The 21,590-nt window shown below is 45.5% G+C and carries 23 protein-coding genes; 14 read left to right on the top strand and 9 right to left on the bottom strand.

Annotated features, from left to right (window positions below):
* The first annotated feature begins 3 nt into the window (after positions 1-3).
* Positions 4-1,116 (top strand): 23S rRNA (adenine(2503)-C(2))-methyltransferase RlmN, encoded by a 1,113-nt coding sequence (rlmN, locus tag AB1F57_RS04810; RefSeq protein WP_105123534.1) that lies wholly within the window; start codon positions 4-6, stop codon positions 1,114-1,116.
* Positions 1,113-1,631 (top strand): VanZ family protein, encoded by a 519-nt coding sequence (locus AB1F57_RS04815; RefSeq protein ID WP_167786377.1) that lies wholly within the window; start codon positions 1,113-1,115, stop codon positions 1,629-1,631. Before rlmN ends, AB1F57_RS04815 begins: the two co-directional genes overlap by 4 nt.
* Before the next feature lie 227 nt (positions 1,632-1,858).
* Here the strand turns inward: AB1F57_RS04815 and nadE are convergent, their stop codons facing one another.
* The 4 genes from nadE to AB1F57_RS04835 are packed head-to-tail and all read right to left on the bottom strand — an operon-like array spanning position 1,859 to position 5,730.
* On the bottom strand, positions 1,859-2,683 hold the full coding sequence (nadE, locus tag AB1F57_RS04820) for an ammonia-dependent NAD(+) synthetase (protein WP_367986173.1): 825 nt from the start codon (positions 2,681-2,683) through the stop codon (positions 1,859-1,861).
* Positions 2,684-2,694: 11 nt separating this feature from the next.
* Positions 2,695-4,155, bottom strand: a complete 1,461-nt coding sequence (locus tag AB1F57_RS04825) for a nicotinate phosphoribosyltransferase (RefSeq protein WP_367986174.1) — start codon at positions 4,153-4,155, stop codon at positions 2,695-2,697.
* A gap of 59 nt (positions 4,156-4,214) precedes the next feature.
* Entirely contained in the window at positions 4,215-4,859 is a 645-nt protein-coding gene (locus AB1F57_RS04830; RefSeq protein ID WP_367986175.1) for an A24 family peptidase, read from the bottom strand.
* Between the two features lie 52 nt (positions 4,860-4,911).
* A complete protein-coding gene (locus AB1F57_RS04835) occupies positions 4,912-5,730 on the bottom strand; it encodes a cation diffusion facilitator family transporter (RefSeq protein WP_105110446.1) in 819 nt (272 codons plus the stop codon).
* A gap of 121 nt (positions 5,731-5,851) precedes the next feature.
* On the opposite strand from AB1F57_RS04835, the gene AB1F57_RS04840 reads away from it, so the two are divergent.
* The 3 genes from AB1F57_RS04840 to AB1F57_RS04850 are packed head-to-tail and all read left to right on the top strand — an operon-like array spanning position 5,852 to position 8,960.
* A complete protein-coding gene (locus AB1F57_RS04840; RefSeq protein WP_024419426.1) occupies positions 5,852-6,370 on the top strand; it encodes a TetR/AcrR family transcriptional regulator in 519 nt (172 codons plus the stop codon).
* Between the two features lie 9 nt (positions 6,371-6,379).
* On the top strand, positions 6,380-6,922 hold the full coding sequence (locus AB1F57_RS04845; RefSeq protein WP_167786373.1) for a class I SAM-dependent methyltransferase: 543 nt from the start codon (positions 6,380-6,382) through the stop codon (positions 6,920-6,922).
* Positions 6,923-6,959: 37 nt separating this feature from the next.
* Positions 6,960-8,960, top strand: coding sequence for a sodium:proton antiporter (locus tag AB1F57_RS04850; protein ID WP_170242308.1), 2,001 nt, complete (start codon positions 6,960-6,962; stop codon positions 8,958-8,960).
* Between the two features lie 57 nt (positions 8,961-9,017).
* On the opposite strand, the gene AB1F57_RS04855 is transcribed toward AB1F57_RS04850, so the two are convergent.
* A complete protein-coding gene (locus tag AB1F57_RS04855; protein WP_167786372.1) occupies positions 9,018-9,800 on the bottom strand; it encodes an ABC transporter ATP-binding protein in 783 nt (260 codons plus the stop codon).
* A gap of 126 nt (positions 9,801-9,926) precedes the next feature.
* Here AB1F57_RS04855 and AB1F57_RS04860 point away from each other — a divergent pair, with 126 nt between their 5' ends.
* From AB1F57_RS04860 to AB1F57_RS04870, 3 genes are all read left to right on the top strand, one after another.
* Positions 9,927-11,264 carry a hemolysin family protein gene (locus tag AB1F57_RS04860; RefSeq protein ID WP_167786371.1) on the top strand — a complete coding sequence of 446 codons (1,338 nt, stop codon included), beginning with the start codon at positions 9,927-9,929 and terminating at the stop codon, positions 11,262-11,264.
* 143 nt (positions 11,265-11,407) lie between these two features.
* Positions 11,408-11,680 (top strand): hypothetical protein, encoded by a 273-nt coding sequence (locus AB1F57_RS04865; protein WP_249339105.1) that lies wholly within the window; start codon positions 11,408-11,410, stop codon positions 11,678-11,680.
* 12 nt (positions 11,681-11,692) lie between these two features.
* A complete protein-coding gene (locus AB1F57_RS04870; protein ID WP_249338997.1) occupies positions 11,693-11,908 on the top strand; it encodes a dihydrofolate reductase family protein in 216 nt (71 codons plus the stop codon).
* A 100-nt stretch (positions 11,909-12,008) separates the two neighbouring features.
* Here AB1F57_RS04870 and rplS read toward each other — a convergent pair whose 3' ends face one another.
* Positions 12,009-12,356 (bottom strand): 50S ribosomal protein L19, encoded by a 348-nt coding sequence (gene rplS / locus AB1F57_RS04875; RefSeq protein WP_105110440.1) that lies wholly within the window; start codon positions 12,354-12,356, stop codon positions 12,009-12,011.
* Between the two features lie 350 nt (positions 12,357-12,706).
* Between rplS and AB1F57_RS04880 the strand changes: the two genes are divergently transcribed.
* The 3 genes from AB1F57_RS04880 to AB1F57_RS04890 all read left to right on the top strand — a co-directional run bounded on the left by AB1F57_RS04880 (position 12,707) and on the right by AB1F57_RS04890 (position 15,556).
* On the top strand, positions 12,707-14,287 hold the full coding sequence (locus AB1F57_RS04880; protein WP_167786370.1) for a DEAD/DEAH box helicase: 1,581 nt from the start codon (positions 12,707-12,709) through the stop codon (positions 14,285-14,287).
* Positions 14,288-14,414: 127 nt separating this feature from the next.
* A complete protein-coding gene (locus AB1F57_RS04885) occupies positions 14,415-14,822 on the top strand; it encodes a GNAT family N-acetyltransferase (RefSeq protein WP_167786369.1) in 408 nt (135 codons plus the stop codon).
* Positions 14,823-14,944: 122 nt separating this feature from the next.
* On the top strand, positions 14,945-15,556 hold the full coding sequence (locus AB1F57_RS04890) for an NAD(P)H-dependent oxidoreductase (protein WP_167786368.1): 612 nt from the start codon (positions 14,945-14,947) through the stop codon (positions 15,554-15,556).
* 11 nt (positions 15,557-15,567) lie between these two features.
* Here the strand turns inward: AB1F57_RS04890 and AB1F57_RS04895 are convergent, their stop codons facing one another.
* The 3 genes from AB1F57_RS04895 to AB1F57_RS04905 are packed head-to-tail and all read right to left on the bottom strand — an operon-like array spanning position 15,568 to position 16,934.
* The gene (locus AB1F57_RS04895) at positions 15,568-15,936 is read right to left on the bottom strand and encodes a potassium channel family protein (protein WP_170239560.1); all 369 of its coding nucleotides are present in this window, start codon (positions 15,934-15,936) and stop codon (positions 15,568-15,570) included.
* Complete coding sequence (locus tag AB1F57_RS04900; RefSeq protein WP_367986176.1) at positions 15,926-16,195, bottom strand: GIY-YIG nuclease family protein; 270 nt, start codon at positions 16,193-16,195, stop codon at positions 15,926-15,928. The genes AB1F57_RS04895 and AB1F57_RS04900 overlap by 11 nt, the downstream gene beginning before the upstream one ends.
* Positions 16,185-16,934: a tRNA1(Val) (adenine(37)-N6)-methyltransferase gene (locus AB1F57_RS04905; RefSeq protein WP_367986177.1), complete on the bottom strand. Its 750-nt coding sequence runs from the start codon at positions 16,932-16,934 to the stop codon at positions 16,185-16,187. The genes AB1F57_RS04900 and AB1F57_RS04905 overlap by 11 nt, the downstream gene beginning before the upstream one ends.
* Before the next feature lie 155 nt (positions 16,935-17,089).
* Between AB1F57_RS04905 and AB1F57_RS04910 the strand changes: the two genes are divergently transcribed.
* From AB1F57_RS04910 to AB1F57_RS04920, 3 genes are all read left to right on the top strand, one after another.
* Positions 17,090-19,540 carry a heavy metal translocating P-type ATPase gene (locus AB1F57_RS04910; RefSeq protein ID WP_367986178.1) on the top strand — a complete coding sequence of 817 codons (2,451 nt, stop codon included), beginning with the start codon at positions 17,090-17,092 and terminating at the stop codon, positions 19,538-19,540.
* A gap of 75 nt (positions 19,541-19,615) precedes the next feature.
* Positions 19,616-20,101 carry a thiol peroxidase gene (gene tpx / locus AB1F57_RS04915; protein WP_105136894.1) on the top strand — a complete coding sequence of 162 codons (486 nt, stop codon included), beginning with the start codon at positions 19,616-19,618 and terminating at the stop codon, positions 20,099-20,101.
* Between the two features lie 200 nt (positions 20,102-20,301).
* Entirely contained in the window at positions 20,302-21,558 is a 1,257-nt protein-coding gene (locus tag AB1F57_RS04920; RefSeq protein ID WP_167785830.1) for an ISL3 family transposase, read from the top strand.
* Positions 21,559-21,590 lie beyond the last annotated feature (32 nt).

The following is a 21,590-nucleotide window of genomic DNA, read 5'->3' on the forward strand; positions in this document are numbered from 1 at the left end:
AACATGAAACCATCAATTTATTCATTTAGCCAGGCCAATTTGGTGGACTGGATATTAGAAAATGGCGAGAAGAAATTCCGCGCAACTCAGATTTGGGAGTGGCTCTACCGTTCGCGGGTTCAGTCCTTTGAAGAGATGACCAATTTGCCCAAATCTTTGATTGAAAAACTGGAGGAGAACTTTGTTGTCAATCCTTTGAAACAGCGGATTGTGCAGGAGTCAAAAGACGGTACGATTAAATACCTGTTCGAGTTGCCAGACGGCATGCTGATTGAGACGGTGCTCATGCGTCAGCACTACGGTTTGTCTGTCTGTGTGACGACCCAGGTCGGTTGTAATATCGGATGTACCTTCTGTGCCTCTGGTCTCATACCCAAGCAACGGGACTTGACCAGTGGTGAAATTGTGGCTCAAATCATGCTGGTGCAGAAATATTTGGACGAACGTGGACAGAGTGAACGTGTCAGCCACATCGTTGTCATGGGGATTGGTGAACCGCTGGATAATTACGATAACGTCATGACTTTCTTGCGGGTTGTCAATGATGACAAGGGACTGGCTATCGGTGCCCGTCACATTACTGTGTCGACGTCTGGCTTGGCACCAAAAATCAAGGATTTTGCCCGCGAAGGCGTTCAGGTCAACCTGGCCGTGTCCCTTCACGCGCCAAATAATGACCTACGTTCCAGCATCATGCGCATCAACCGTAAGTACCCTATTGAGGTTTTGTTTGAGGCGATCGAGGATTATATCCAAACGACCAACCGTCGCGTGACCTTCGAGTACATCATGCTCAATGAAGTGAATGACGGTTTGGAACAGGCTCAGGAATTGGCAGACTTGACCAAGAATATCCGCAAATTGTCCTATATCAACCTGATTCCTTACAATCCGGTGTCTGAGCATGACCAGTACAGCCGGTCGACCCGTGAGCGGACCCTTGCCTTCTTTGACCTGCTTAAGAAAAATGGGGTCAACTGTGTCGTTCGTCAAGAGCATGGTACGGATATTGATGCCGCTTGTGGTCAGCTGCGTTCCAATACGCTCAAGAAAGACCGTGAAAAGGCGCGTGCCCGCATCGCTGCAGCCAAGGCCAAGGCAGGTATTCAGGCATGAGAAGATTATTCCTCAGTGACGGCAATTTGACTGGTCTTGGAAGAAAGATATACAAAATCTTAGCTGGAGCCTATGCTCTGGCTATTGTTTTCATGTGTTTCCTCCCGCAGTCCTGGTATCCCCAGTACAAGGATTTTTCCACTCCGGGCATCATCCAGGTCGGGCGCCTCTATTTTCTGCCGGTTCCTTTTAATAGCATCGTCAACGGTGACAAGGTCGACAGTCTGGCGGATTTGGGCTGGATTTTCCTGCAAAATGCCACCAATATTTTCCTGCTCTTTCCTCTCGTTTTGGCTCTTGTTTTTCTTTTTGAAAAATGGCGGAGCCTTCGAGCAGCTGCCCTCTATAGTTTTTGTATCAGCCTCTTCATTGAGTGCACCCAACTCTTGTTGGATCTTCTGATTGATGCCGGCCGTGTCTTTGAAATTGATGACCTCTGGATCAATACGCTGGGTGGGGTGTTGGCTTACCTGTTCTATCGGTTCTGGTACCGTATCTATAAGCAGAAGAAATGAAACGAATGATTATTCGGAATTTTCAGAAAATTCCGTAAAAACCATTGACGGCTTTCATAAAATCTTGTAAAATATGTATAATTAATCAAATGACTTACGGGATTTGGTTAGTGGATGAAATAATGATGGAATTACTTGGATATTCATGTATGTTTATTCGTCTTGTTTCATAGAAAAACCTCACTGTTTAGCTGTTACAGTGAGGTTTTTTCTGTGTTTCAAGTGATTTATTTCCAAAAATCGTCAAATACCGTAATTGGTAGGTGGCGTTTGTGTTCTGTTTTTTTCCAAAAGCCTTCGATGATTTCTTGGGCTTGGACGTCGATGGTTTTCCCCTCTAGATAATCATCAATCTGATCATAGGTCACGCCGAGGGCTACTTCATCTGCCAGACCGGGCTTGTTTTCCTCCAAATCAGCCGTAGGAACTTTATCATAGAGTTTGCGGTCGGCACCGAGAGCAGCCAAGAGTTGCTTGCCTTGCCGCTTGTTGAGGCGGAAGAGCGGCAGAATGTCTGCACCGCCGTCGCCATGCTTGGTGAAAAAGCCTGTAATATTTTCTGCGGCATGGTCGGTTCCGACCACGGCACCCTTGCGTTCGCCAGCGACAGCATATTGGGCAATCATCCGCATGCGGGCCTTGGCATTTCCCTTGTTAAAATCAGACAAGGGCAGGCCGGCCGATTTGACGGCATCTGCCATAGCATCCGTCGCATCCTTGATATTGATGGTCAGGCTGACATCTGGCTGAATGAAAGCGAGAGCGGCTTGGGCATCGGATTCATCAGCCTGAACGCCGTAAGGCAGACGAATCGCTATGAATTGGTAGTCCTCATCCCCTGTCTCTGCCCGCATTTCTTCCATGGTTAATTGGGCCAGACGACCAGCCAAGGTCGAATCTTGACCGCCAGAGATGCCCAGAACATAGTTTTTTAGGAAGGGGTGTTTTTTCAGGTAATCCTTGAGAAATTCGATAGACGTACGGATTTCTTCTTGTGGATCAATTTCGGGCTTGACGCCTAGCTGTTGGATAATCGTTTTTTGTAAGGTCATAGGAGCCTCTCTTAGATAGATTTTGCTTGACTTTGCTTGCGAATACGGTGGATGAGGTCCATCTTGTTATCCCAGACATCTTGGGCAAGGTCAACAGGGTAGAGCTGTGGATTGAGGACGCGCTTGTATTCGTCCCAGAGTTGGTCAATTTCTTGGTTGGCATAGGATTGAATATCCGCCAAACTTGGTAATTCATAGACCTGCTTGCCTTCTTCAAAAATAGGAACCAAGAGCGGACGAGCCTCAAAATTCTCAATCGTCTTTTTGATATAGGTGTAGGTCGGGTGGAACATGTAGATGCTGTCCATCTTGGTCACATCTGTGTCGGCAAAAGTAATATAATCGCCTTCTGACTTGCCTTTTTCCTTAGAAGTAATGCGCCAAACCTGTTTTTTACCCGGGGTAGACACTTTTTCTGCGTTGGACGATAGTTTGATTGTGTCACGCATGACTCCATTTTCCTCTTCGATGGAAACAATCTTGTAGACAGCACCGAGAGCTGGTTGATCGAAGGCTGTAATCAATTTTGTTCCGACACCCCAGACATCAATTTTAGCCTTCTGCATCTTGAGGTTGAGGATGGTATTTTCATCCAAGTCGTTAGAAGCGTAGATTTTGGCTTCAGTAAAACCAGCGTCGTCCAGCTGTTGACGGACTTTTTTAGAAATGTAGGCCATGTCACCAGAGTCAATACGAACACCTTTGAAATTGATTTTGTCGCCCATTTCTTTGGCGACACGGATAGCGGCTGGCACACCAACACGGAGCGTATCGTAGGTATCGACCAAGAAAACGCAATCCTTATGAGTTTCTGCATAGGCCTTGAAGGCTTGATAATCGTCGCCATAGGTTTGAACCAAGGCATGGGCATGGGTACCAGCTACAGGAATACCAAATATTTTGCCGGCTCGGACGTTGGAAGTGGCTGAAGCACCACCGATAAAGGCTGCGCGTGTTCCCCAGATGGCTGCATCCATTTCTTGGGCCCGGCGTGTCCCGAATTCCATCAAGGGTTCGTCCTCGATAACGGCTTTAATGCGACGGGCCTTGGTCGCAATCAAGGTCTGGTAGTTGACGATATTCAAAATAGCCGTTTCAATCAATTGGCACTGAGCCAGCGGTCCCTCAACCTGCATAATCGGTTCATTGGCGTAGACCAAATCCCCTTCCTTAGCTGAACGAAGGCTCAACTTCATCTCTAAATTGGCTAAATAATCCAGAAAATCCTCTGGATAGCCCAATTCGGTCAAGTAGTCAATATCTGTCTGGCTAAAGGTCAAGTTATTAAGATAGTGGACAACCCGCTCTAGCCCTGCAAAGACTGCGTAGCCATTTTCAAAGGGTTGCTTACGGAAATACACTTCAAAAACCGCCCTTTTATTGTGAATGTTTTGCTTGAAGTAGACCTGCATCATGTTGATTTGATAGAGGTCGGTGTGCATGGTCAGGCTGTCGTCTGTATATAGCGTCATGGTATTCTCCTTTGCTAACAATAATATCATTATAACAAAAAAAATCGGGAAAACCCGATTTAAAGAACAATAGTCACCAAAATACTGGCCAAAAAGAGGAAGGGGACATAGGGCAGGGACCGAGATTTAAAGATGTAGAAGATAGCCAGACCCAGGAGGGAGCTGATTTGGATAATCCAGAGAATTTCGGTAAAGCCAAAAAGCAGGGACAGGCTGGCTAGATAGAGGAAGTCGCCTGAGCCGATAGACTTGGATATTTTCTCTGTCACAAAGGCTAGGACCAAAAAGCCACAGAAGAGCCAATTGAGTTGGGACAAGATTAGGGCTACAAGGGTAAAGACCAACCAGACCATGAAAGGATATTCCTGGTGTTTGATATCATAAATAGTCAAGACCAGGCCGCCAAGGACCAGCACCATTTCCATAAGGGAAAGGACTTGAAAATGGCAGAGCAGGACCAAGAGACCAGATAAGACTTCCAGTGCCAGATACCAATAAGGGATTTTGGCTCTGCAGTAGCGGCATTTGGATTTGGTCAGGACTTGGGAAACAATGGGAATCAAATCCCAGGCCTTGAGCCTACGCTTGCAGGCATTGCAGTGGCTGGCAGGTGCAACGATAGATTGCTCGGGAAACCGGTCGATGACCAGACCGAGGAAGGAACCGATAGAGGCTCCAAGGAAAAATAAGATAATTGCTTTCATACCTATTAGTTCGCAAATGGGAGAGGAAAATGAGATATTTTTTAAAATTTTTTTACAAAATTTCGATGGTACTCTGGATAATGCCAAAGGAATGGAGAGAATTCCGTATTTTTGCTTTGGTCTTGTCTGCTACAGCAGGATTTGTCAGTTTGACCGTCACAGTCGCACAATGGTCATATCCATCCATGGTCCAGACATTTAGCTGAGTGATTTCGTGAACATTTTCAAGAGCCAGGAGGACTCCTTTAACTTCTTCAAGATTTACTCCTTGCGGACTGGTTTCAAGTAAAATCTTAACATTGTTCCAAGCTTTTGGCAGGGCTTTGGAGAGGATGAAGATAGCAATACCGAGTGAGAGTAATGGGTCTAGAAAGTACCAATCAGTGAATTGAAGAATGATGGAAACAAGGATGACCGCCAGCCATCCCAAAATATCCTCTAAAAAGTGTAAGCTGAGAATGGATTCATTATGGCTATGGCCATTTTTTACAATACGAGAAGCAAAGAAATTGATGATGACAGCGATAATCCCAAGTATCAGCATCCCATCCTGATTGACAGGCTGGGGATGGAAAAGATTGGGAATGTTTTCTACAAGGATCAAGCTGGAGCCGATAATCAGAATGCTGGAAGTCAAGAGAGCAGCCAAAATATTCCATCTCTTGTAGCCAAAAGGATAGAACTTGTCAGCAGGTTTATTGGCATAGGTTTGCATGATGGCAGAGCTTCCGATGGCGAGGGCGTCACCCAAATCATGAACAGCATCTGCTAAGATGGCGCTGGAACCAAAGAGCCAGCCAAAGATAAACTCGATGATAGAAAAGCTGAGATTGAGGAGAAAAGCGATAAATGTATTTTTAGAAGATGACATGAGATTCCCTTTCTGTGTTATACTGTTTATAGGTTTATTATGTACTGTAATGAGCCGAAAAACTAGAAACAAGAGAAACGGTTTGTCTTTTTCTGAACAAATTGTTTGAAATGTACGAAAAATGGATAGACGAATTGCAAAAACAAAAAGAGCTATTTTTCAGGCTTTTTTGACCTTATTAAATGATAAAGGTTATGATGACATGCGCGTGCAGGATGTTATTGACCTGGCAGATGTGGGGCGTTCCACTTTCTATGCCCACTATGCCAGTAAAGAGGCTCTTTTGGAAGAACTTTGTCATGACCTCTTTCACCACTTATTTACAGGTCGTGAAGATGCGGATGTGAAGACTTTGTTGGCTCATATTTTCAAACACTTTCGAACCAATCAAGACCGAGTTGCCAGCCTTTTATTGTCCCGCAATGCCTATTTTCTAAGAGAACTGGAAGCGGAGCTGAAACACGACATTTTTCCAAAAGTGGTTGAAGACTACATGCAGGGCAAGGGGAATCTTCCAGAGGATTTGCTGGTACATTTTGTTGTGACCACTTTTGTGGAGACGGTCAGCTGGTGGTTGCAGCAACGCAAAAAGGTGGACGAAGCCACCTTGACCGAATATTATGTAAGATTATTAGCTTAAGGAGTGAAAATGCTTAGACCTTTACACATGGCTCATGCCTTTTTAGAAGAGATTTTAACAGACCAGGACCTAGCGGTCGATGCGACTATGGGAAATGGCCATGACACGCTATTTTTAGCCCAGCGAGCAGGAAAAGTTGTGGCCTTTGATATTCAGGAACAAGCCCTGACCACAACAGCTGAAAAACTAGAAAAAGCTGGCTTGACCAATGCCAAATTGGTCTTGACTGGCCATGAAAACCTGGACCAGTATGTAGATGAGTGTAAGGCAGCCATTTTTAATCTAGGCTATTTACCGTCAGCGGATAAATCGGTCATCACTCTACCTGATACGACCTTGGAGGCCATTCAAAAAGTCCTGGACCGCCTGGTGGTAGGTGGCCGTCTGGCCATCATGATTTACTATGGTCATGAGGGTGGAAGTAGAGAAAAGGATGCTGTGCTGGACTTTGTGAAAGGATTGGACCAGACTGTCTTTACAGCCATGCTCTACCAGCCCCTCAATCAGGTCAATACACCGCCATTTTTGGTCATGGTAGAACGGATGAAATAGTTTAGTGCTATCCTACTGAGAAAGCGGAGGTGATTTTATCAGTCATACATTTATCTTGATACTCTTATTGATTCTATTGATTGTGTCCAATACCCTTTATAGGCTCAACCCAAAACTGCCCCTGCCCTTTGTCCAGCTGCTCTTGGGGGTCCTGGTCGGTGCCTTGTTTGGTGACGAGACTGTGGGGATTGACGCCGGGCTTTTCCTGGCCCTGGTCATTGCTCCCCTTAACTTCCGTGAGGGACAGGAGAGTGATATTGAGAGCTTGAAGCGACATAAGTCCACCATTGCTTACTTGATTTTTCCTCTGGTCTTTTTGACCACTCTGGCTATTAGTGGTTTGGCAGGCTATCTTCTCCCAGTGGAAATTCCCCTGCCACTTAGCTTTGCCCTGGGAGCTGCCTTAGCTCCGACGGATGCTGTGGCCTTTCTGGCCTTGTCCAAACGCTTTAAGTTTCCCAAGAAGTTAGAAGAAATCCTGAACCTGGAAGGCTTGCTCAACGACGCGAGTGGCCTGGTTGCCTTCCAATTTGCTATCCTGGCCTTGACGACCGGGACCTTTTCCCTCCTGGAGGCCAGTGGGCAATTGGTCTGGGTTTTGCTTGCTGGTGCCCTTGTTGGCTTGCTCTTTGTATTCTTGCACCGAGCGGCTGTTTCTATTCTGGAAAAATTAGATGCGGCTGATGTTGCTGGGGTCCTCTTGTTGGAAATATCCTTGCCTCTCTTGGCCTATCTAGTAGCTAGTTATCTAGGCGGGTCAGGCATTATCGCCGTCGTGATTGCTGGTCTTTTCCAGTCCAAGCAATTGAAGAAAATATCCCTCTTTGATGCGCGTGTCAACCGAGTGACGGTTATTATCTGGGAAACCCTGAGCTTTATTCTCAATGGCTTTGTCTTTATCGTTTTTGGTTATGAATTTACCCGGATTGTCCAGCCGGCCTTGAAGAATCCCTTCATCAGTAATGCTTGGCTGATGACGACGGTCTTGGTCTTGACTGCCAGTCTCTTTCTGGTTCGCTTTGTGGGTATTTTCCTGTTGAAATTAGTCAAGAAATCTGGCGATTACCAACTTAAGAACCTGCTTATCTTGACCTTTTCTGGAATGAAGGGTTCGGTTTCCATAGCAACCATTCTCCTGCTGCCAGAAGTAGATCAGATAACCTACAGTCTCATCCTCTTTACGGTCGGCATGGTTACCCTCTTTAGTTTCCTGACCGGTCTCCTTGTCCTGCCCCTTTTAGCAGAACCTCGAACAGAGGCGACCATCCCAGAAGGTCCAGCACGCTTGGCGATTTTGAAGGAAGTGATTGATGTCTTGGAAATGGATGTGGAGCATGCCAACAATCCTAGTACTATCTATGCAGTTATCGGTCAATACTATAAGCGGATGGAAAATCTGCAACGCCAGCTCATTCCTGTGGAGCGACGACGTGAAGTTGCCAAATTACGTTTGAAAATCCTAGAAATTGAACGAGCTGGTCTTGAAAAACGGTTTGAAGAGGGCCTGTTGGATATGCCTTCCTACCGGATTTACCAATCCTATCTCAGCGAAATGGAGCAGGACATCAACCGAGACTTGGTAGCTACCTGGACCTATCTCTTTATGATTGGTCGCCGGGTCCTGGCCAAGTGGTACCATGAATGGGTGGAATTTTTGAAAAACAAGGGACGACGGATGAAAGCTGACAATCAACATGGTCATCCAGCCCTGTCAGATTTGTTTATTGCAAATACGGTTGATATCATTGCCTTCCTCAATAGTTGCCAGTCAAACTATCCCAAGGACTATCTGACTATTCTCAAGCACTACCGGGTCTACCAGTCCAAGCTTGTCTTGGCTGGGGTTCGAGTAGAAGATCTGATTGGTCGTCTCAAGCCGGATAATTTGGAGGATTTGCTGCGAGGATTTTACTTGGAAAGGAAGATTGTGGCGGAATACGAGGCAGACCAGCTCATTTCCAATCAGGTTGCCAAGGACCTGCGCCGCAATATCAACCAGCTGGAAAGCTACAGTTTACGGGAATTTGATTCATTTTAATAGTGGGCTCGTAAGCTAATTCAAATAAACAGCAAAAAACCAGGTTTTCCTGGTTTTTTAGTCTAATATTGGCTTGATAAAAATCCGTTCCTCACCGAGTTCAATCAGTTCGACCTGATTGCCATAGAAGTCACCCAAAAGTTCAGGCGTCAGGATTTTCTCCTTTGGTCCTTGGGTCAAAACCTTGCCTTTCTTGAGTAGGAGGACATGGCTGAAGTTGCTGGTGATTTCCTCCGCATGGTGGGTCACATAGATGATAGCAGGCGCAGTCGGTAGCTGACAGATATGGTCGATATGCTGGAGTAGGCGCTCACGAGCCAAGAGGTCCAGACCAACCGTCGCCTCGTCCAAAATCAAAATTGCTGGATTTTCCATAAGACTGCGGGCAATCAGCAGCAGCTGACGCTCCCCCTGCGACAGACTAGCATAGGTCCGCCCAATCAAATGCCCCGCACGAATTTCCCGCAACATGGCTGCGGCCTCATCGATTTCTGCCTGACCGTATTCCTTGTAAAGAATGGAGGACTTATACTTTCCTGTCAGGACAATCTGCTCTGCCGTCAGGTCGATAGGAAAACGTTCCGCTAGAAAGGAGCCAACCACACCGATTTTTGTACGGAGGCTGGGGATGTCCCCTCTGCCAAATTCAACTCCGAGAACAGTCAGGTCCCCAGACGATTTCCAAAATTCTGCCATGAGAATGCGTAGCAGTGTAGATTTTCCAGCCCCGTTGAGACCCAGGATGGCCCAGCGCTCACCTTCCTTGAATTCCCAGTTGATGTCCTCTAGTAAGTTTTTACCCTGTCTGCGGTAGCTGACATTTTTCATTGAAATAATCATGACCCATCTCCTCATCTTTTTGACTATTTTACCACAGAATGAAAGATTCAGCACATTTCTAGCAAATTTTAGAAATTGTGGTATAATAGGAATGCTATAACTTTTATTTTAGGAGACATTCATATCATGGAAGACCCCGGTAGTCAGACCATTTACATTCAATTACTTGTTTTGCTCTTGTTGACCCTGCTCAACGCCTTTTTCTCGGCTTCAGAGATGGCCCTGGTGTCACTCAACCGCTCTCGTGTGGAGCAGAAGGCAGCCGAGGGGGAGAAGAAGTACATTCGCCTGGTTTCCGTCTTGGAAAATCCAAATAACTTCTTATCGACCATACAAGTCGGCATCACCTTCATCTCCATTCTTTCGGGTGCAAGTTTGGCTAGTGATTTAGGTGCGATTTTGGCCCAGTGGCTGGGCGATTCGGCTACAGCTCAGACAGCTGGCTATTGGTTGGCTCTGGCACTTTTGACCTTTATTTCCATTGTCCTTGGTGAGCTTTATCCCAAGCGGATTGCCATGAATATGAAGGAAAATCTAGCAGTTGTAACGGCTCCTGTCATTATTTTTCTTGGCAAGATTGTCAGCCCCTTTGTCTGGCTGCTTTCAGCTGCGACCAACCTGATTAGCCGTATCACACCTATGAATTTTGATGATCCGGATGACCAGATGACCCGTGACGAGATTGAGTACATCTTGACAAAGAGCGAGCAGACCTTGGATGCGGAAGAAATCGAGATGCTGCAGGGAATTTTCAATCTGGACGAGCTCATGGCCCGTGAGGTTATGGTTCCTCGTACCGATGCTTTCATGGTGGATATTGATGATGAAATTGCCGCCATTATGGCTGAAATTCTCAAGCAAAACTTTTCTCGTATCCCAGTCTACGAAGGCGACAAGGACAATGTGATTGGCCTGATTCATACCAAGAAAATCTTGGCGGAAGGCTTTGCCAACGGCTTTGATAATCTCAATATTCGCCGCATCATGCAAGAACCGCTCTTCGTACCGGAGACAATTTTTGTGGATGATTTGCTCAAGGCCCTTCGCAATACCCAAAACCAAATGGCTATTTTGCTGGACGAATACGGTGGCGTTGCTGGTCTTGCTACCTTGGAAGACCTTCTGGAAGAAATTGTCGGTGAAATCGATGATGAGACCGATAAGACAGAAGTCTTTGTCCGTGAAATTGCAGACAATACCTTTATCGTTCAGGGGAATATGACCCTCAACGACTTCAATGAACATTTTGATATGGAGTTGGAGAGCGATGATGTGGATACTATTGCCGGCTATTATCTGACAGGTGTGGGTACCATTCCAAGCCAGGAGGAAAAAGTTTCCTTTGAGGTGGACAGCAAGGACCACCACCTGGTTCTCAGCAATGATAAGGTGAAAAATGGTCGTGTGACCAAGCTGAAGATTCTTATCACACCGATTGAAGAAGATTCAAACGAGAAGGATTAGGAAACTAGTCCTTCTTTTTTTGCATTTTTATCGGAAATAGGCTAGACTAATAGCTTTTTAAGAAAAGTGGAGAAGTGTTAGCGAAATTTGGTTGTATTTTTGCATCCATCAGTAGATGGTATGGTTGAGGGACCAAATGGTGCATGGATATTGGCTTTGTAGCTTACAATGAAGAATTGGAGGCGGTAGCCAATCAGGTCCTGTCTACTGTCGATACAATCTTGTGGGGACGAAAGACCTATGAGATGATGTATGGCTACTGGCCGACTGTGCTGGACAATCCTGATGCTAGTGACCATGAGAGAAACCATGCTGCCTGGATTGAGAAGGTTGAAAAGTTGGTTAGCTCGACCAGCCTAGAGAAAGCGGGTTGGAACAATACGACCTTGCTTAAAGGTGACATTGTTGGACAGTAGAAGCAGCTAAAAATGCAGGAAGATGGAGATATTCTGGTTTTGGGTAGCTCACGCCTGGCTAAATTTCTCATGGAAGAAGGCCTAGTAGATGTATTGAAATTAAGCATTTCTCCTGTATCTGTCGGTGGAGGATTCCGTCTCTTGGAGGGAATTGCAGCAGAATTTCAGCTTCAAGAGAGCCCGGTTCTGAAGTCTGGCGTGCTGGCTGTGACTTATGAGATAAAATAAAAATCCTGGATATAGGATTTTAAATAAAATTTGGTAAAAAGAAGAGGCATCCCGATTGGAATGCCTTTTTCTACCGATTAAGCTAGCCTCTGGGACTATCTTAACGACGGATTTCTTTGATACGAGCTGCTTTACCTTGAAGAGCACGCAAGTAGTACAATTTAGCACGACGTACTTTACCGTAACGAACAACCTCAATCTTGTCAACACGTGGAGTGTGGATTGGGAATGTACGTTCAACACCTACACCACCAGAGATTTTACGTACAGTGTACATTTCTGAGATGCCTTGACCTTTACGAGCGATCACAACACCCTCGAAGATCTGGATACGTTCGCGGTTACCTTCGACAACCTTCGCGTGAACACGCACAGTGTCACCAGGACGGAAAGAAGGGATATCAGTACGAAGTTGACCTTCTGTCAAACTTTGGATCAATGGATTCATTTTTTTCTCCTATCTTTGTCAATCATAGGTGCTTTTAAACCCAGCGGATAAACTGTATTTTTGTGCGTCCATTACACACGAAGAATATTTTACCGTATTTTGATAGATTTGTAAAGTAAATATGCTGGATTTTAGAAAAAAGTGAAAGAAGGATGTGCTCGGTTTTGGGATAAATCATGAAAACGTATTATTTTTCTTTTCAAGGTAAATCCCAACCTTTCTCTCGGGTTTGTGTTATACTGGATAAGTTGCAAGTCTGATGTCGGCTCGTTCGCGACCGATAGAATGTATTGTTACAAAAAAAGCCGTATAAGACAGCTTCGCACTGTCTTGTTAGAAAAGAGAAAACATTGAAATTTACAGATTTACAGTTGTCAGAAGACATTTTGCTTGCCGTTGAGAAGGCTGGTTTTGAAACACCATCGCCTATTCAGGAACAAACCATTCCACTTGCTCTTGAAGGCAAGGATGTGATTGGTCAGGCCCAGACGGGGACAGGGAAAACAGCAGCCTTTGGTCTGCCAACCCTCAACAAGATTGACATCGACAATCAAGCTGTTCAGGCCTTGATTATTGCCCCAACGCGTGAGTTGGCGGTGCAAAGTCAGGAAGAACTCTTCAAATTTGGTCGTGAAAAGGGTGTAAAAGTTCGCTCTGTTTACGGTGGTTCTAGCATTGAAAAACAAATCAAGGCCCTCCGTTCAGGTGCCCATATCGTAGTTGGTACACCAGGTCGTCTCTTGGACTTGATAAAACGCAAGGCTCTCAAGCTTGATGGTGTTGAAACCCTCATTCTTGATGAGGCAGATGAAATGCTTAACATGGGCTTCTTGGACGATATTGAAGCCATCATCGAACGTGTGCCAGCAAGTCGCCAGACTCTTCTATTTTCTGCGACTATGCCAGAACCAATCAAGCGTATTGGTGTCAAGTTCATGAAAGAGCCTGAACACGTTAAGATTGCGGCCAAGGAATTGACCAACGTCAACGTGGATCAATACTATATCCGCGTCAAAGAAAATGAGAAATTCGACACCATGACTCGCCTCATGGATGTTGACCAGCCAGAATTGTCTATCGTCTTTGGTCGTACCAAACGCCGTGTCGATGAATTGACTCGTGGACTCAAACTGCGTGGCTTCCGTGCAGAGGGTATCCACGGAGATTTGGATCAAAATAAACGCCTGCGTGTTATCCGCGATTTCAAGGGAGATCAAATTGATGTCCTCGTTGCGACGGACGTAGCAGCACGTGGTTTGGATATCTCAGGTGTGACCCACGTCTATAACTACGATATTCCACAAGACCCAGAAAGCTATGTTCACCGTATCGGTCGTACAGGTCGTGCTGGCCAGTCTGGTCAATCGATCACCTTTGTTTCGCCAAATGAAATGGGCTACTTGGCCATCATCGAAGATTTGACCAAGAAACGTATGAAGGGGCTCAAGCCTGCGACAGCTGAAGAGGCTTTTGAAGCTAAGAAAAAAGTTGCTCTGAAAAAGATTGAGCGAGACTTCGCAGACGAGACCATTCGTGGAAACTTTGATAAGTTTAAGAAAGACGCAGTCAAGTTGGCGGCCGAATTTACCCCTGAAGAGCTTGCTCTCTACGTACTCAGCCTGACCGTACAAGATCCAGATAGCTTGCCAGAAGTGGAAATCGCACGTGAAAAACCATTGCCATTCAAGTTTGCTCCTGGTCAAGCTAAGGGTAAGGGTGGTCGTGGAGGTCGCGACCGTGATCGCGGTGGTCGTCGCGATGGTGACCGCAACCGAGACCGCGGAGGACGCCGTGGTGATCGTAACGACCGCAACCGTCGCGATGACAGGTTTAAACGCGATAACCGCCGTCAGGATAACAAAAAACCACATCAACGCACATCAAGTGAAAAGAAAACAGGCTTTGTTATCCGAAATAAAGGTGAGAGATAAAGTTGAGACTGCTTCCTAATTGGAGCAGTTTTTGTTATACTAGAAGTAGTAAAACAGGAGGGTTGACCATGGGCATTTTGACAATGGATAGAGCCTTGTATTCTAAAAAAATACAAAGGAGAAAGACATGATTACTTACAAACAAAATCCTCAACTTGATTTTCAAGCAGTCCTTGAAATCTATGATTCAGTTGGTTGGACAAATTATACTGACCGGCCTACCATGTTACAGAAAGCCTTGGAACATAGTCTGCTCGTTCTTGCTGCCTTTGACGGTGACCGTCTAGTTGGTCTCTTGCGAGCAGTTGGCGACGGGCATTCAATCGTTTTTATACAGGACATCTTGGTCCTACCAACCTATCAGCGACAAGGAATTGGGCGTCAGCTTTTGGAGCAGGCCATTGCCTACTTTCCAGGTATTTATCAACTCCATCTCTTGACGGACAATACTGAGAAAACACGGTCTTTCTATGAGGCAATTGGCTTTACAGCCGTTGATAGCCTGGACTGTGTCGCTTACACCTATTTAAAATAATAAAATAATCTAAAAAAGCAGAGGCTGGGAGACCAGCCTTTTGCTTCGGGCAAATGATTTGAATTTCAAATCAAAAAGAGTAGAATATATTTATCAATAATTAGTAACAAAGGAGATGAACAATGGCAACTGTATTAATTGTAAAAGCACACCCCCTTGACGCACAAAAGTCCTACGCCTTGCGAGCTTTAGAAGAGTTTAAAACTCGATATGCTAGCTTGCATCCAGATGATAAGGTAGAGGTCTTAGATATCTTTGAAGATCAGGTTCCAGCTCTGGACAAGCCTTTGTTAGAGGCTATGGGAGCAGCTAAAAAAGGCGAAGCTATCAGCCCTGAACAAGCAGAGCAGTTGGACCGCTACAATGCCTTGACCCAACAATTTCTTGCAGCAGATAAGATTGTTGTCGTCAATCCCCTTTGGAACCTCAATGTACCAAGTCAGCTTGTTTCATGGATAAATACAATTAATGTAGCAGGCCTGACCTTTAAGTATGGCCCAGAAGGCTCTATCGGTTTGGTCAAGGACAAAAAGCTCCTGCACATCCAGTCCAATGGTGGTGTTTATGCAGGTCAGGATCCAGCTGCCCAGTACATCAAGTCTATCTTTGAATTTTTAGGCTTTGAAGATATTCATCAAGTCTTTATTGAAGGGCAATCTGCCGATCCGAGCCAGGCTCAGGCTATTTTTGAAGAGGCAATGGCTAAAATTGATCAGATTTTGGAAAGCTATTAAAAAACTGGTTCCTAAGAGCCAGTTTTTTGCTTGTCCTGTTCGATTGCTAAAGAATAATGCTTGCTGACCTCGGTATAGTAGCTGACGACCAATCCAGACAGGCTACCCAAAAAGAGAATGCCGTAAATAGCTAAGATAATGCTGATAATCCGTCCAAAAGCAGTGGTGACCAGCATATCTCCATAGCCAACAGTCGTCGCCGTCACAAAGCTGTACCATAAACTATCACCGTAGCTGGTAAAATCAGGCTCCAACCAGAGTAGCAAACCAGCTGCCAGAAAGATAAAACTGAAAAAGGAAGTGAGAAAAGTGGCAAAACCAGTCACTCTCAAGATATGCCAAATGATGCGAAGGCGATGGATTTGTTTCTTATTTCGTATCATTTTTTCTGCTTTCTGCAATATAATTCAACTTGCTCTGCCGGCTACGTTTTTTAAACAAGGCTTCGGCAGACATGGCTTCCTGCTTACTGGCAAAAGCTTCTTGATAGAGTAGGCTGACAGGCAAGCGTCCGCGGGTGTATTTGGCCCCTTTCCCACGATTATGGGTAGCAAGCCGTTTCTCCACATCAGTCGTATAACCAGTATAAAGACTCCCGTCGGCACATTCCAAGACATAAAAGTAAGCCTTATTTTCCATAATAAATCTCACGAATAGCCGGAGTATAGTCGCCGTTTTCCTCGTGAACAACCAGAGGTGGCAGGATATGTAATCCATCTACAGAACCATCTTTGATAGCCTCAATCAGTAACATATTCGCTTCCTTACTGGCCTTGGGATAGACAAACTGGATGCGTTTGGGAGCCAGTTTGTAGGTACGTAGCTTATCTAAAATATCCAAAAATCGATCTGGTCTATGCACCATGGCCAAGCGACCATTGGACTTGAGTACCTGTTGGGCTACCTGACAAATGCTGTCTAGGTTGGTTGCAATCTCGTGTCTGGCTAAAAGGTAATGCTCGCTTTCATTGAGATTAGACTCTTTATCCACCTTGAAGTAGGGAGGATTGCAGAGCATTAAATCAACTTTTGATCGTAAATCATATTGAGGTAAGTTTGCCAAATCGTCGTTAATCACTGATACCTGTTCCTCCAAACCATTGAGTGCGATGGATCGCCGGTTCATGTCCGCTAAGCGTTCCTGTAATTCAACCTGCACAATCTGAGCCTTGGTACGTGTGGAGGCAAACAGGCCTACTGCCCCATTTCCGCTACAAAGGTCGACAATCAATCCTTTTTTAGCCGGCATTTTCGGAAAACGCGATAGGAGGACGCTATCAACTGAATAACTAAAAACTTCCCGATTTTGAATAATTTGGACATCTGTTGAGAAGAGCTGGTCAATCCGCTCCCCGTCTAATAAAACTGGATTGTGCATGAGATTATTATAGCATATCGCAGGCTGATTAGGTGGGGAAGGAAACACGGAGGTCTAGATTTTTCTTTCAAATGGATTTTTTAAAACAAGTTTGTTTACAATTGTAGTCAATTGTTGTACAATATAATTACAAATGTAGTCGAAGGAGAAATTCTATGAAAAAAATGACCCTGCCTGTTCAAGGAATGACCTGTGCCACCTGTGCCTTGACGGTCGAGAAGGCTGTCGAGAAATTGGTAGGAGTAGAAGAAGCCAGTGTCAATTTGGCAACTGAAAAATTGAGTGTCAGTTTTGATGAAAACCTCTTGAGCCTGAGCGACATTGGTCAAGCAGTTGAAAAGGCTGGTTATGGTATGATCCGCAATCTCGTGACGGAAACCTATGCTATTGAGGGCATGACCTGTGCTTCCTGTGCTATGACGGTGGAGAAGGCTCTGGGAAAACTGGCTGCTGTAGAAGAAGTCGCCGTCAATCTAGCAACGGAAAAGGCAACTATCACCTATGATAAGGACCACTTGAGTCCAGCAAGAATCCTTTCAGCCGTTGAGCAGGCTGGTTACAAGGCTATCAAGCCAGAAACAAAGAGTCAGGAAAAGGTGACAGACAGGCAGGAGGAGAAAATTGCCAGCCTCTGGACTCGTTTTATCTGGTCAGCTGCTTTCAGCCTTCCCTTACTCTATATCGCAATGGGGCCTATGGTTGGCCTGCCCTTACCTCAGTGGCTACATGAGCCCATGACTTTTGCCTTAGCTCAGTTTATCCTGATTTTACCAGTGGTTTATCTTGGAAGAAGCTTCTTTACCAAGGGCTTTCAGACCCTGCTAGCAGGGCATCCCAATATGGACTCCCTAATTGCCATTGGTACCAGCTCTGCTATTATCCAAGGTCTTATTATGATGATTTTGATTGCCAAAGACGAGGTAGTGATGTCCCATGGTGGGCACCCAGAGCTCTACTTCGAGTCAGGGGCGGTCATCTTGACCCTGATAACTCTAGGTAAGTATCTGGAGGCCGTGTCCAAGGGGAGAACGTCAGAAGCCATTAAGCACCTCATGGACTTAGCACCTAAGACGGCTCAGGTCCTGCGGAATGGGCAGGAAGTACAGGTGGCCTTAGAAGATGTGGTCGTGGGCGACATTGTCATCGTCCGACCGGGTGAAAAAATTGCGGTGGACGGCGTCGTGGTTGAGGGACAATCGACTGTCGATGAGTCCATGTTGACAGGAGAAAGTCTGCCCGTCAGCAAGTCTGTCGGAGATAAGGTGGTCGGTGCCTCCCTCAATAAGACCGGTGCCTTTCGCTTTCAGGCAACCCGTGTGGGTCAGGATACCAGTCTTGCTCAGATTATCCAGCTGGTTGAGGCAGCACAGGGCTCTAAGGCTCCTATTGCCAAGTTGGCGGACCAAGTATCAGCTGTTTTTGTACCCATTGTCATGGGTCTTGCGGTCCTCTCAGGCCTAGCTTGGTTGCTCTTGGGGCAACATTCCTGGATTTTCTCTCTGTCTATCACCATTTCGGTCTTGGTCATCGCCTGTCCTTGTGCACTGGGCCTAGCGACACCAACGGCAATCATGGTTGGTACGGGCAAGGGGGCGGAGAACGGCGTCCTCTTCAAGTCCGGTCAGGCCTTGGAAATCCTGCCTAAGATTGAGGTCATGGTCTTTGACAAGACAGGCACCATCACCCAAGGTCAGCCGGAGGTGACAGACCTAATTTCCTTCTCGGATCGGACAGAGCAGGAACTGCTCCAGCTGGCAGCCAGCAGCGAGCAGAACTCAGAGCACCCTCTAGGCCAGGCCATTCTGGATGCGGCCAAGCTGGCAGATTTGGATCTCTTGCCGACGACCAACTTCCAGGCCCATGCAGGTCGAGGCTTGTCGGTGACCATAGCAGAGCAGACCATTTTCTTTGGCAATGCCAAGCTGATGGTGGAGGCAGGTGTGGATACGGCACTTGCCAGCCAGCAGGCAGAGCGATTAGCCAGTCAAGGAAAAACTCCTATGTATCTAGCAGAAGCAGGTCAGCTTTTGGCACTTATCGCCGTAGCCGATACGGTAAAACCCACCAGTCGTCAAGCCATCGCCAAACTGCATCAGCAAGGAGTTGAAGTGGTCATGCTGACAGGCGACAACGAGAAAACTGCTCAGGCTATTGCCCAAGAAGTCGGCATTGACCGAGTGATTAGCGATGTTCTACCAGAAGACAAGGCTCGTCAGATCCAGGTCTTGCAGGCAGAGGGCAAACGAGTGGCCATGGTCGGAGACGGCATTAACGATGCACCTGCTTTGGCACAGGCAGATTTGGGTCTTGCTATTGGCTCTGGTACCGATGTGGCTATCGAGTCCGCAGATGTAGTCTTGATGCGGAGTGACTTGTTAGATGTACCGAGAGCTCTCACACTCAGCCGAGCAACCATGCGAACCATTAAACAAAATCTCTTCTGGGCCTTTGCCTACAATGTATTGGGCATTCCAGTTGCCATGGGGATTCTTCATTTATTTGGCGGCCCCCTGCTCAATCCTATGCTAGCAGGAGCAGCTATGAGTCTGAGTTCGGTATCCGTCCTCTTAAACGCTCTGCGATTGAAAAGAGTGAAAATAGACTAAAAATACCAGTCAAAAAACTGGTATTTTTTTACATAAACGCTTACAATAGATATATTAAATGCAAGGGAGATGTTTATGACAACCTTTATTGGAAAACCGGTGACCTTGGTAGGTCCGCAGTTGCGAGTGGGAGATACGGCTCCGGACTTTGTCCTCATGGCCAATGATCTGAGTTTGAAAAGTTTGAAGGACTTTGGCAAGCAGACCAAGGTCATCAGTGTTGTGCCTTCTATTGATACAGGGATTTGCGATACCCAAACTCGTCGCTTCAATCAGGAGTTGGCTGACCGCGATAATACGGTTGTCATCACTGTATCAGCTGACCTGCCTTTTGCCCAGAAACGCTGGTGCGGCGCTGCAGGTTTGGAAGATGCCATCACCCTATCTGATTACTATGACCATGCCTTTGGTAAATCTTACGGTGTGCTCATGCGAGAGTGGAATTTGCTGGCGCGTGCGGTCTTTGTCCTCAATGCCGACAATGAAATCACCTATGTGGAATACCTGGACAATGTCAACGAACACCCAGACTATGAAGCAGCCCTCGCAGCTGTAAAATAAAAGAATAGATAACGGTGTCTGAACAGGCATCGTTTTTTGCGTTAAAAAAGCCACCATTTTCGAGGTGGCCTATTTTCGGGCTCTATAATTTCTGTAGTGGGTAAAACCACCGTGGAGATTATGGAGCTTTTTAAGTATATACAAAAAGTCCCATATGACCTATAATGAAAAGCAACCAAACTCACATTAGAAAGGCTCATATGGAACAACTAAATTTTATCACAAATTTTCTCAGAATTAAAGACAAAAATATCCTTATCACTGATGAATATGATATGGGAACTCACTTAGAACTACATGGTCACTTGGATTACACAGCCCCTAAATGTCCTTCTTGTAAGGGACAAATGGCTAAATACGATTTCCAAAAAGCCTCCAAAATCCCCTACCTAGAAACTGCTGGTTATCCACTCCTCATCCGCCTTAAAAAGCGTCGGTTCAAGTGTAAAGATTGCGGAAAAATGGCTGTCGCTGAAACTCCTCTTGTCAAGAAGAACCACCAAATCTCTGTCGCTGTTAACCAGAAAATCGCCCAGTTACTCATCGAAAATCAAGCAATGACACATATTGCACACAGGCTATCTATCTCAACATCATCAGTTAGTCGAAAGCTTAATGAGTTCAAGTTTGAAACAGATTGGAATATCTTACCTGAGGTGATGAGCTGGGATGAATATGGCTTTAAGAAGGGGAAGATGAGCTTTATCGCACAAGATTTCAACTCCCTAAACGTCATTACTATCCTTGACGGAAGAACTCAAGCAACCATCCGAAACCACTTTCTACGCTATCCTAGAAAGGTTAGAAACCGCGTTAAAGTCATCACTATGGACATGTATAGCCCATACTACCAATTGGCTAAACAGCTTTTTCCGCATGCCAAAATCGTCCTTGATCGCTTTCATATCGTACAACACCTTAGCCGTGCTATGAACCGTGTCCGTATTCAAATTATGAATCAATTCGACAGAAAATCGCACGAATACCGTGCTTTGAAACGCTACTGGAAATTGATACAACAAGATAGCCGTAAAATCAATGATAAACGATTTTATCGCCCTATGTTTCGCATGCATTTGACTAATAAGGAAATCCTAGAAAAACTACTGTCTTTTTCAGAGGAACTACGACAACACTATCAACTCTATCAATTTCTCTTGTTCCATTTCCAAGAGAAAAACTCAGATCATTTCTTCAGTCTCATCGAACAGGAAATAGCCACTGTTAATCCTATTTTCCAGACGGTATTTAAGACATTTCTAAAGGATAAAGACAAGGTTTTGAATGCCCTAGAATTGCCTTATTCCAACGCCAAACTGGAAGCTACCAATAATCTCATCAAAGTCATTAAGAGAAATGCCTTTGGTTTCAGGAACTTTGAAAACTTTAAAAAACGAATTTTGATTGCTTTGAACATAAAGAAAGAGAGAACGAAGTTCGTCCTCTCTAGGTGTTAGCTTTTCATCTACCCACTACAGTTGACAAAGAG

The sequence above is a fragment of the Streptococcus nasisuis genome, from assembly GCF_040836615.1.
GTDB lineage: Bacteria > Bacillota > Bacilli > Lactobacillales > Streptococcaceae > Streptococcus > Streptococcus suis_V.

Excerpts from the sequence above, each read along its gene's own strand:
- rplS (WP_105110440.1), bottom strand. The coding sequence starts at position 12,356 with ATGAATCCATTGATCCAAAGTTTGACAGAAGGTCAACTTCGTACTGAT.
- AB1F57_RS04865 (WP_249339105.1), top strand. The coding sequence starts at position 11,408 with ATGGATATTGGCTTTGTAGCTTACAATGAAGAATTGGAGGCGGTAGCC.
- AB1F57_RS04860 (WP_167786371.1), top strand. The coding sequence starts at position 9,927 with ATGGAAGACCCCGGTAGTCAGACCATTTACATTCAATTACTTGTTTTG.
- AB1F57_RS04815 (WP_167786377.1), top strand. The coding sequence starts at position 1,113 with ATGAGAAGATTATTCCTCAGTGACGGCAATTTGACTGGTCTTGGAAGA.
- AB1F57_RS04905 (WP_367986177.1), bottom strand. The coding sequence starts at position 16,934 with ATGCACAATCCAGTTTTATTAGACGGGGAGCGGATTGACCAGCTCTTC.
- AB1F57_RS04920 (WP_167785830.1), top strand. The coding sequence starts at position 20,302 with ATGGAACAACTAAATTTTATCACAAATTTTCTCAGAATTAAAGACAAA.
- AB1F57_RS04830 (WP_367986175.1), bottom strand. The coding sequence starts at position 4,859 with ATGAAAGCAATTATCTTATTTTTCCTTGGAGCCTCTATCGGTTCCTTC.
- AB1F57_RS04900 (WP_367986176.1), bottom strand. The coding sequence starts at position 16,195 with ATGGAAAATAAGGCTTACTTTTATGTCTTGGAATGTGCCGACGGGAGT.
- AB1F57_RS04910 (WP_367986178.1), top strand. The coding sequence starts at position 17,090 with ATGAAAAAAATGACCCTGCCTGTTCAAGGAATGACCTGTGCCACCTGT.
- AB1F57_RS04825 (WP_367986174.1), bottom strand. The coding sequence starts at position 4,155 with ATGACGCTATATACAGACGACAGCCTGACCATGCACACCGACCTCTAT.
- AB1F57_RS04835 (WP_105110446.1), bottom strand. The coding sequence starts at position 5,730 with ATGTCATCTTCTAAAAATACATTTATCGCTTTTCTCCTCAATCTCAGC.
- tpx (WP_105136894.1), top strand. The coding sequence starts at position 19,616 with ATGACAACCTTTATTGGAAAACCGGTGACCTTGGTAGGTCCGCAGTTG.
- rlmN (WP_105123534.1), top strand. The coding sequence starts at position 4 with ATGAAACCATCAATTTATTCATTTAGCCAGGCCAATTTGGTGGACTGG.
- AB1F57_RS04840 (WP_024419426.1), top strand. The coding sequence starts at position 5,852 with ATGGATAGACGAATTGCAAAAACAAAAAGAGCTATTTTTCAGGCTTTT.
- AB1F57_RS04890 (WP_167786368.1), top strand. The coding sequence starts at position 14,945 with ATGGCAACTGTATTAATTGTAAAAGCACACCCCCTTGACGCACAAAAG.
- AB1F57_RS04855 (WP_167786372.1), bottom strand. The coding sequence starts at position 9,800 with ATGATTATTTCAATGAAAAATGTCAGCTACCGCAGACAGGGTAAAAAC.
- AB1F57_RS04870 (WP_249338997.1), top strand. The coding sequence starts at position 11,693 with ATGCAGGAAGATGGAGATATTCTGGTTTTGGGTAGCTCACGCCTGGCT.
- nadE (WP_367986173.1), bottom strand. The coding sequence starts at position 2,683 with ATGACCTTACAAAAAACGATTATCCAACAGCTAGGCGTCAAGCCCGAA.
- AB1F57_RS04845 (WP_167786373.1), top strand. The coding sequence starts at position 6,380 with ATGCTTAGACCTTTACACATGGCTCATGCCTTTTTAGAAGAGATTTTA.
- AB1F57_RS04885 (WP_167786369.1), top strand. The coding sequence starts at position 14,415 with ATGATTACTTACAAACAAAATCCTCAACTTGATTTTCAAGCAGTCCTT.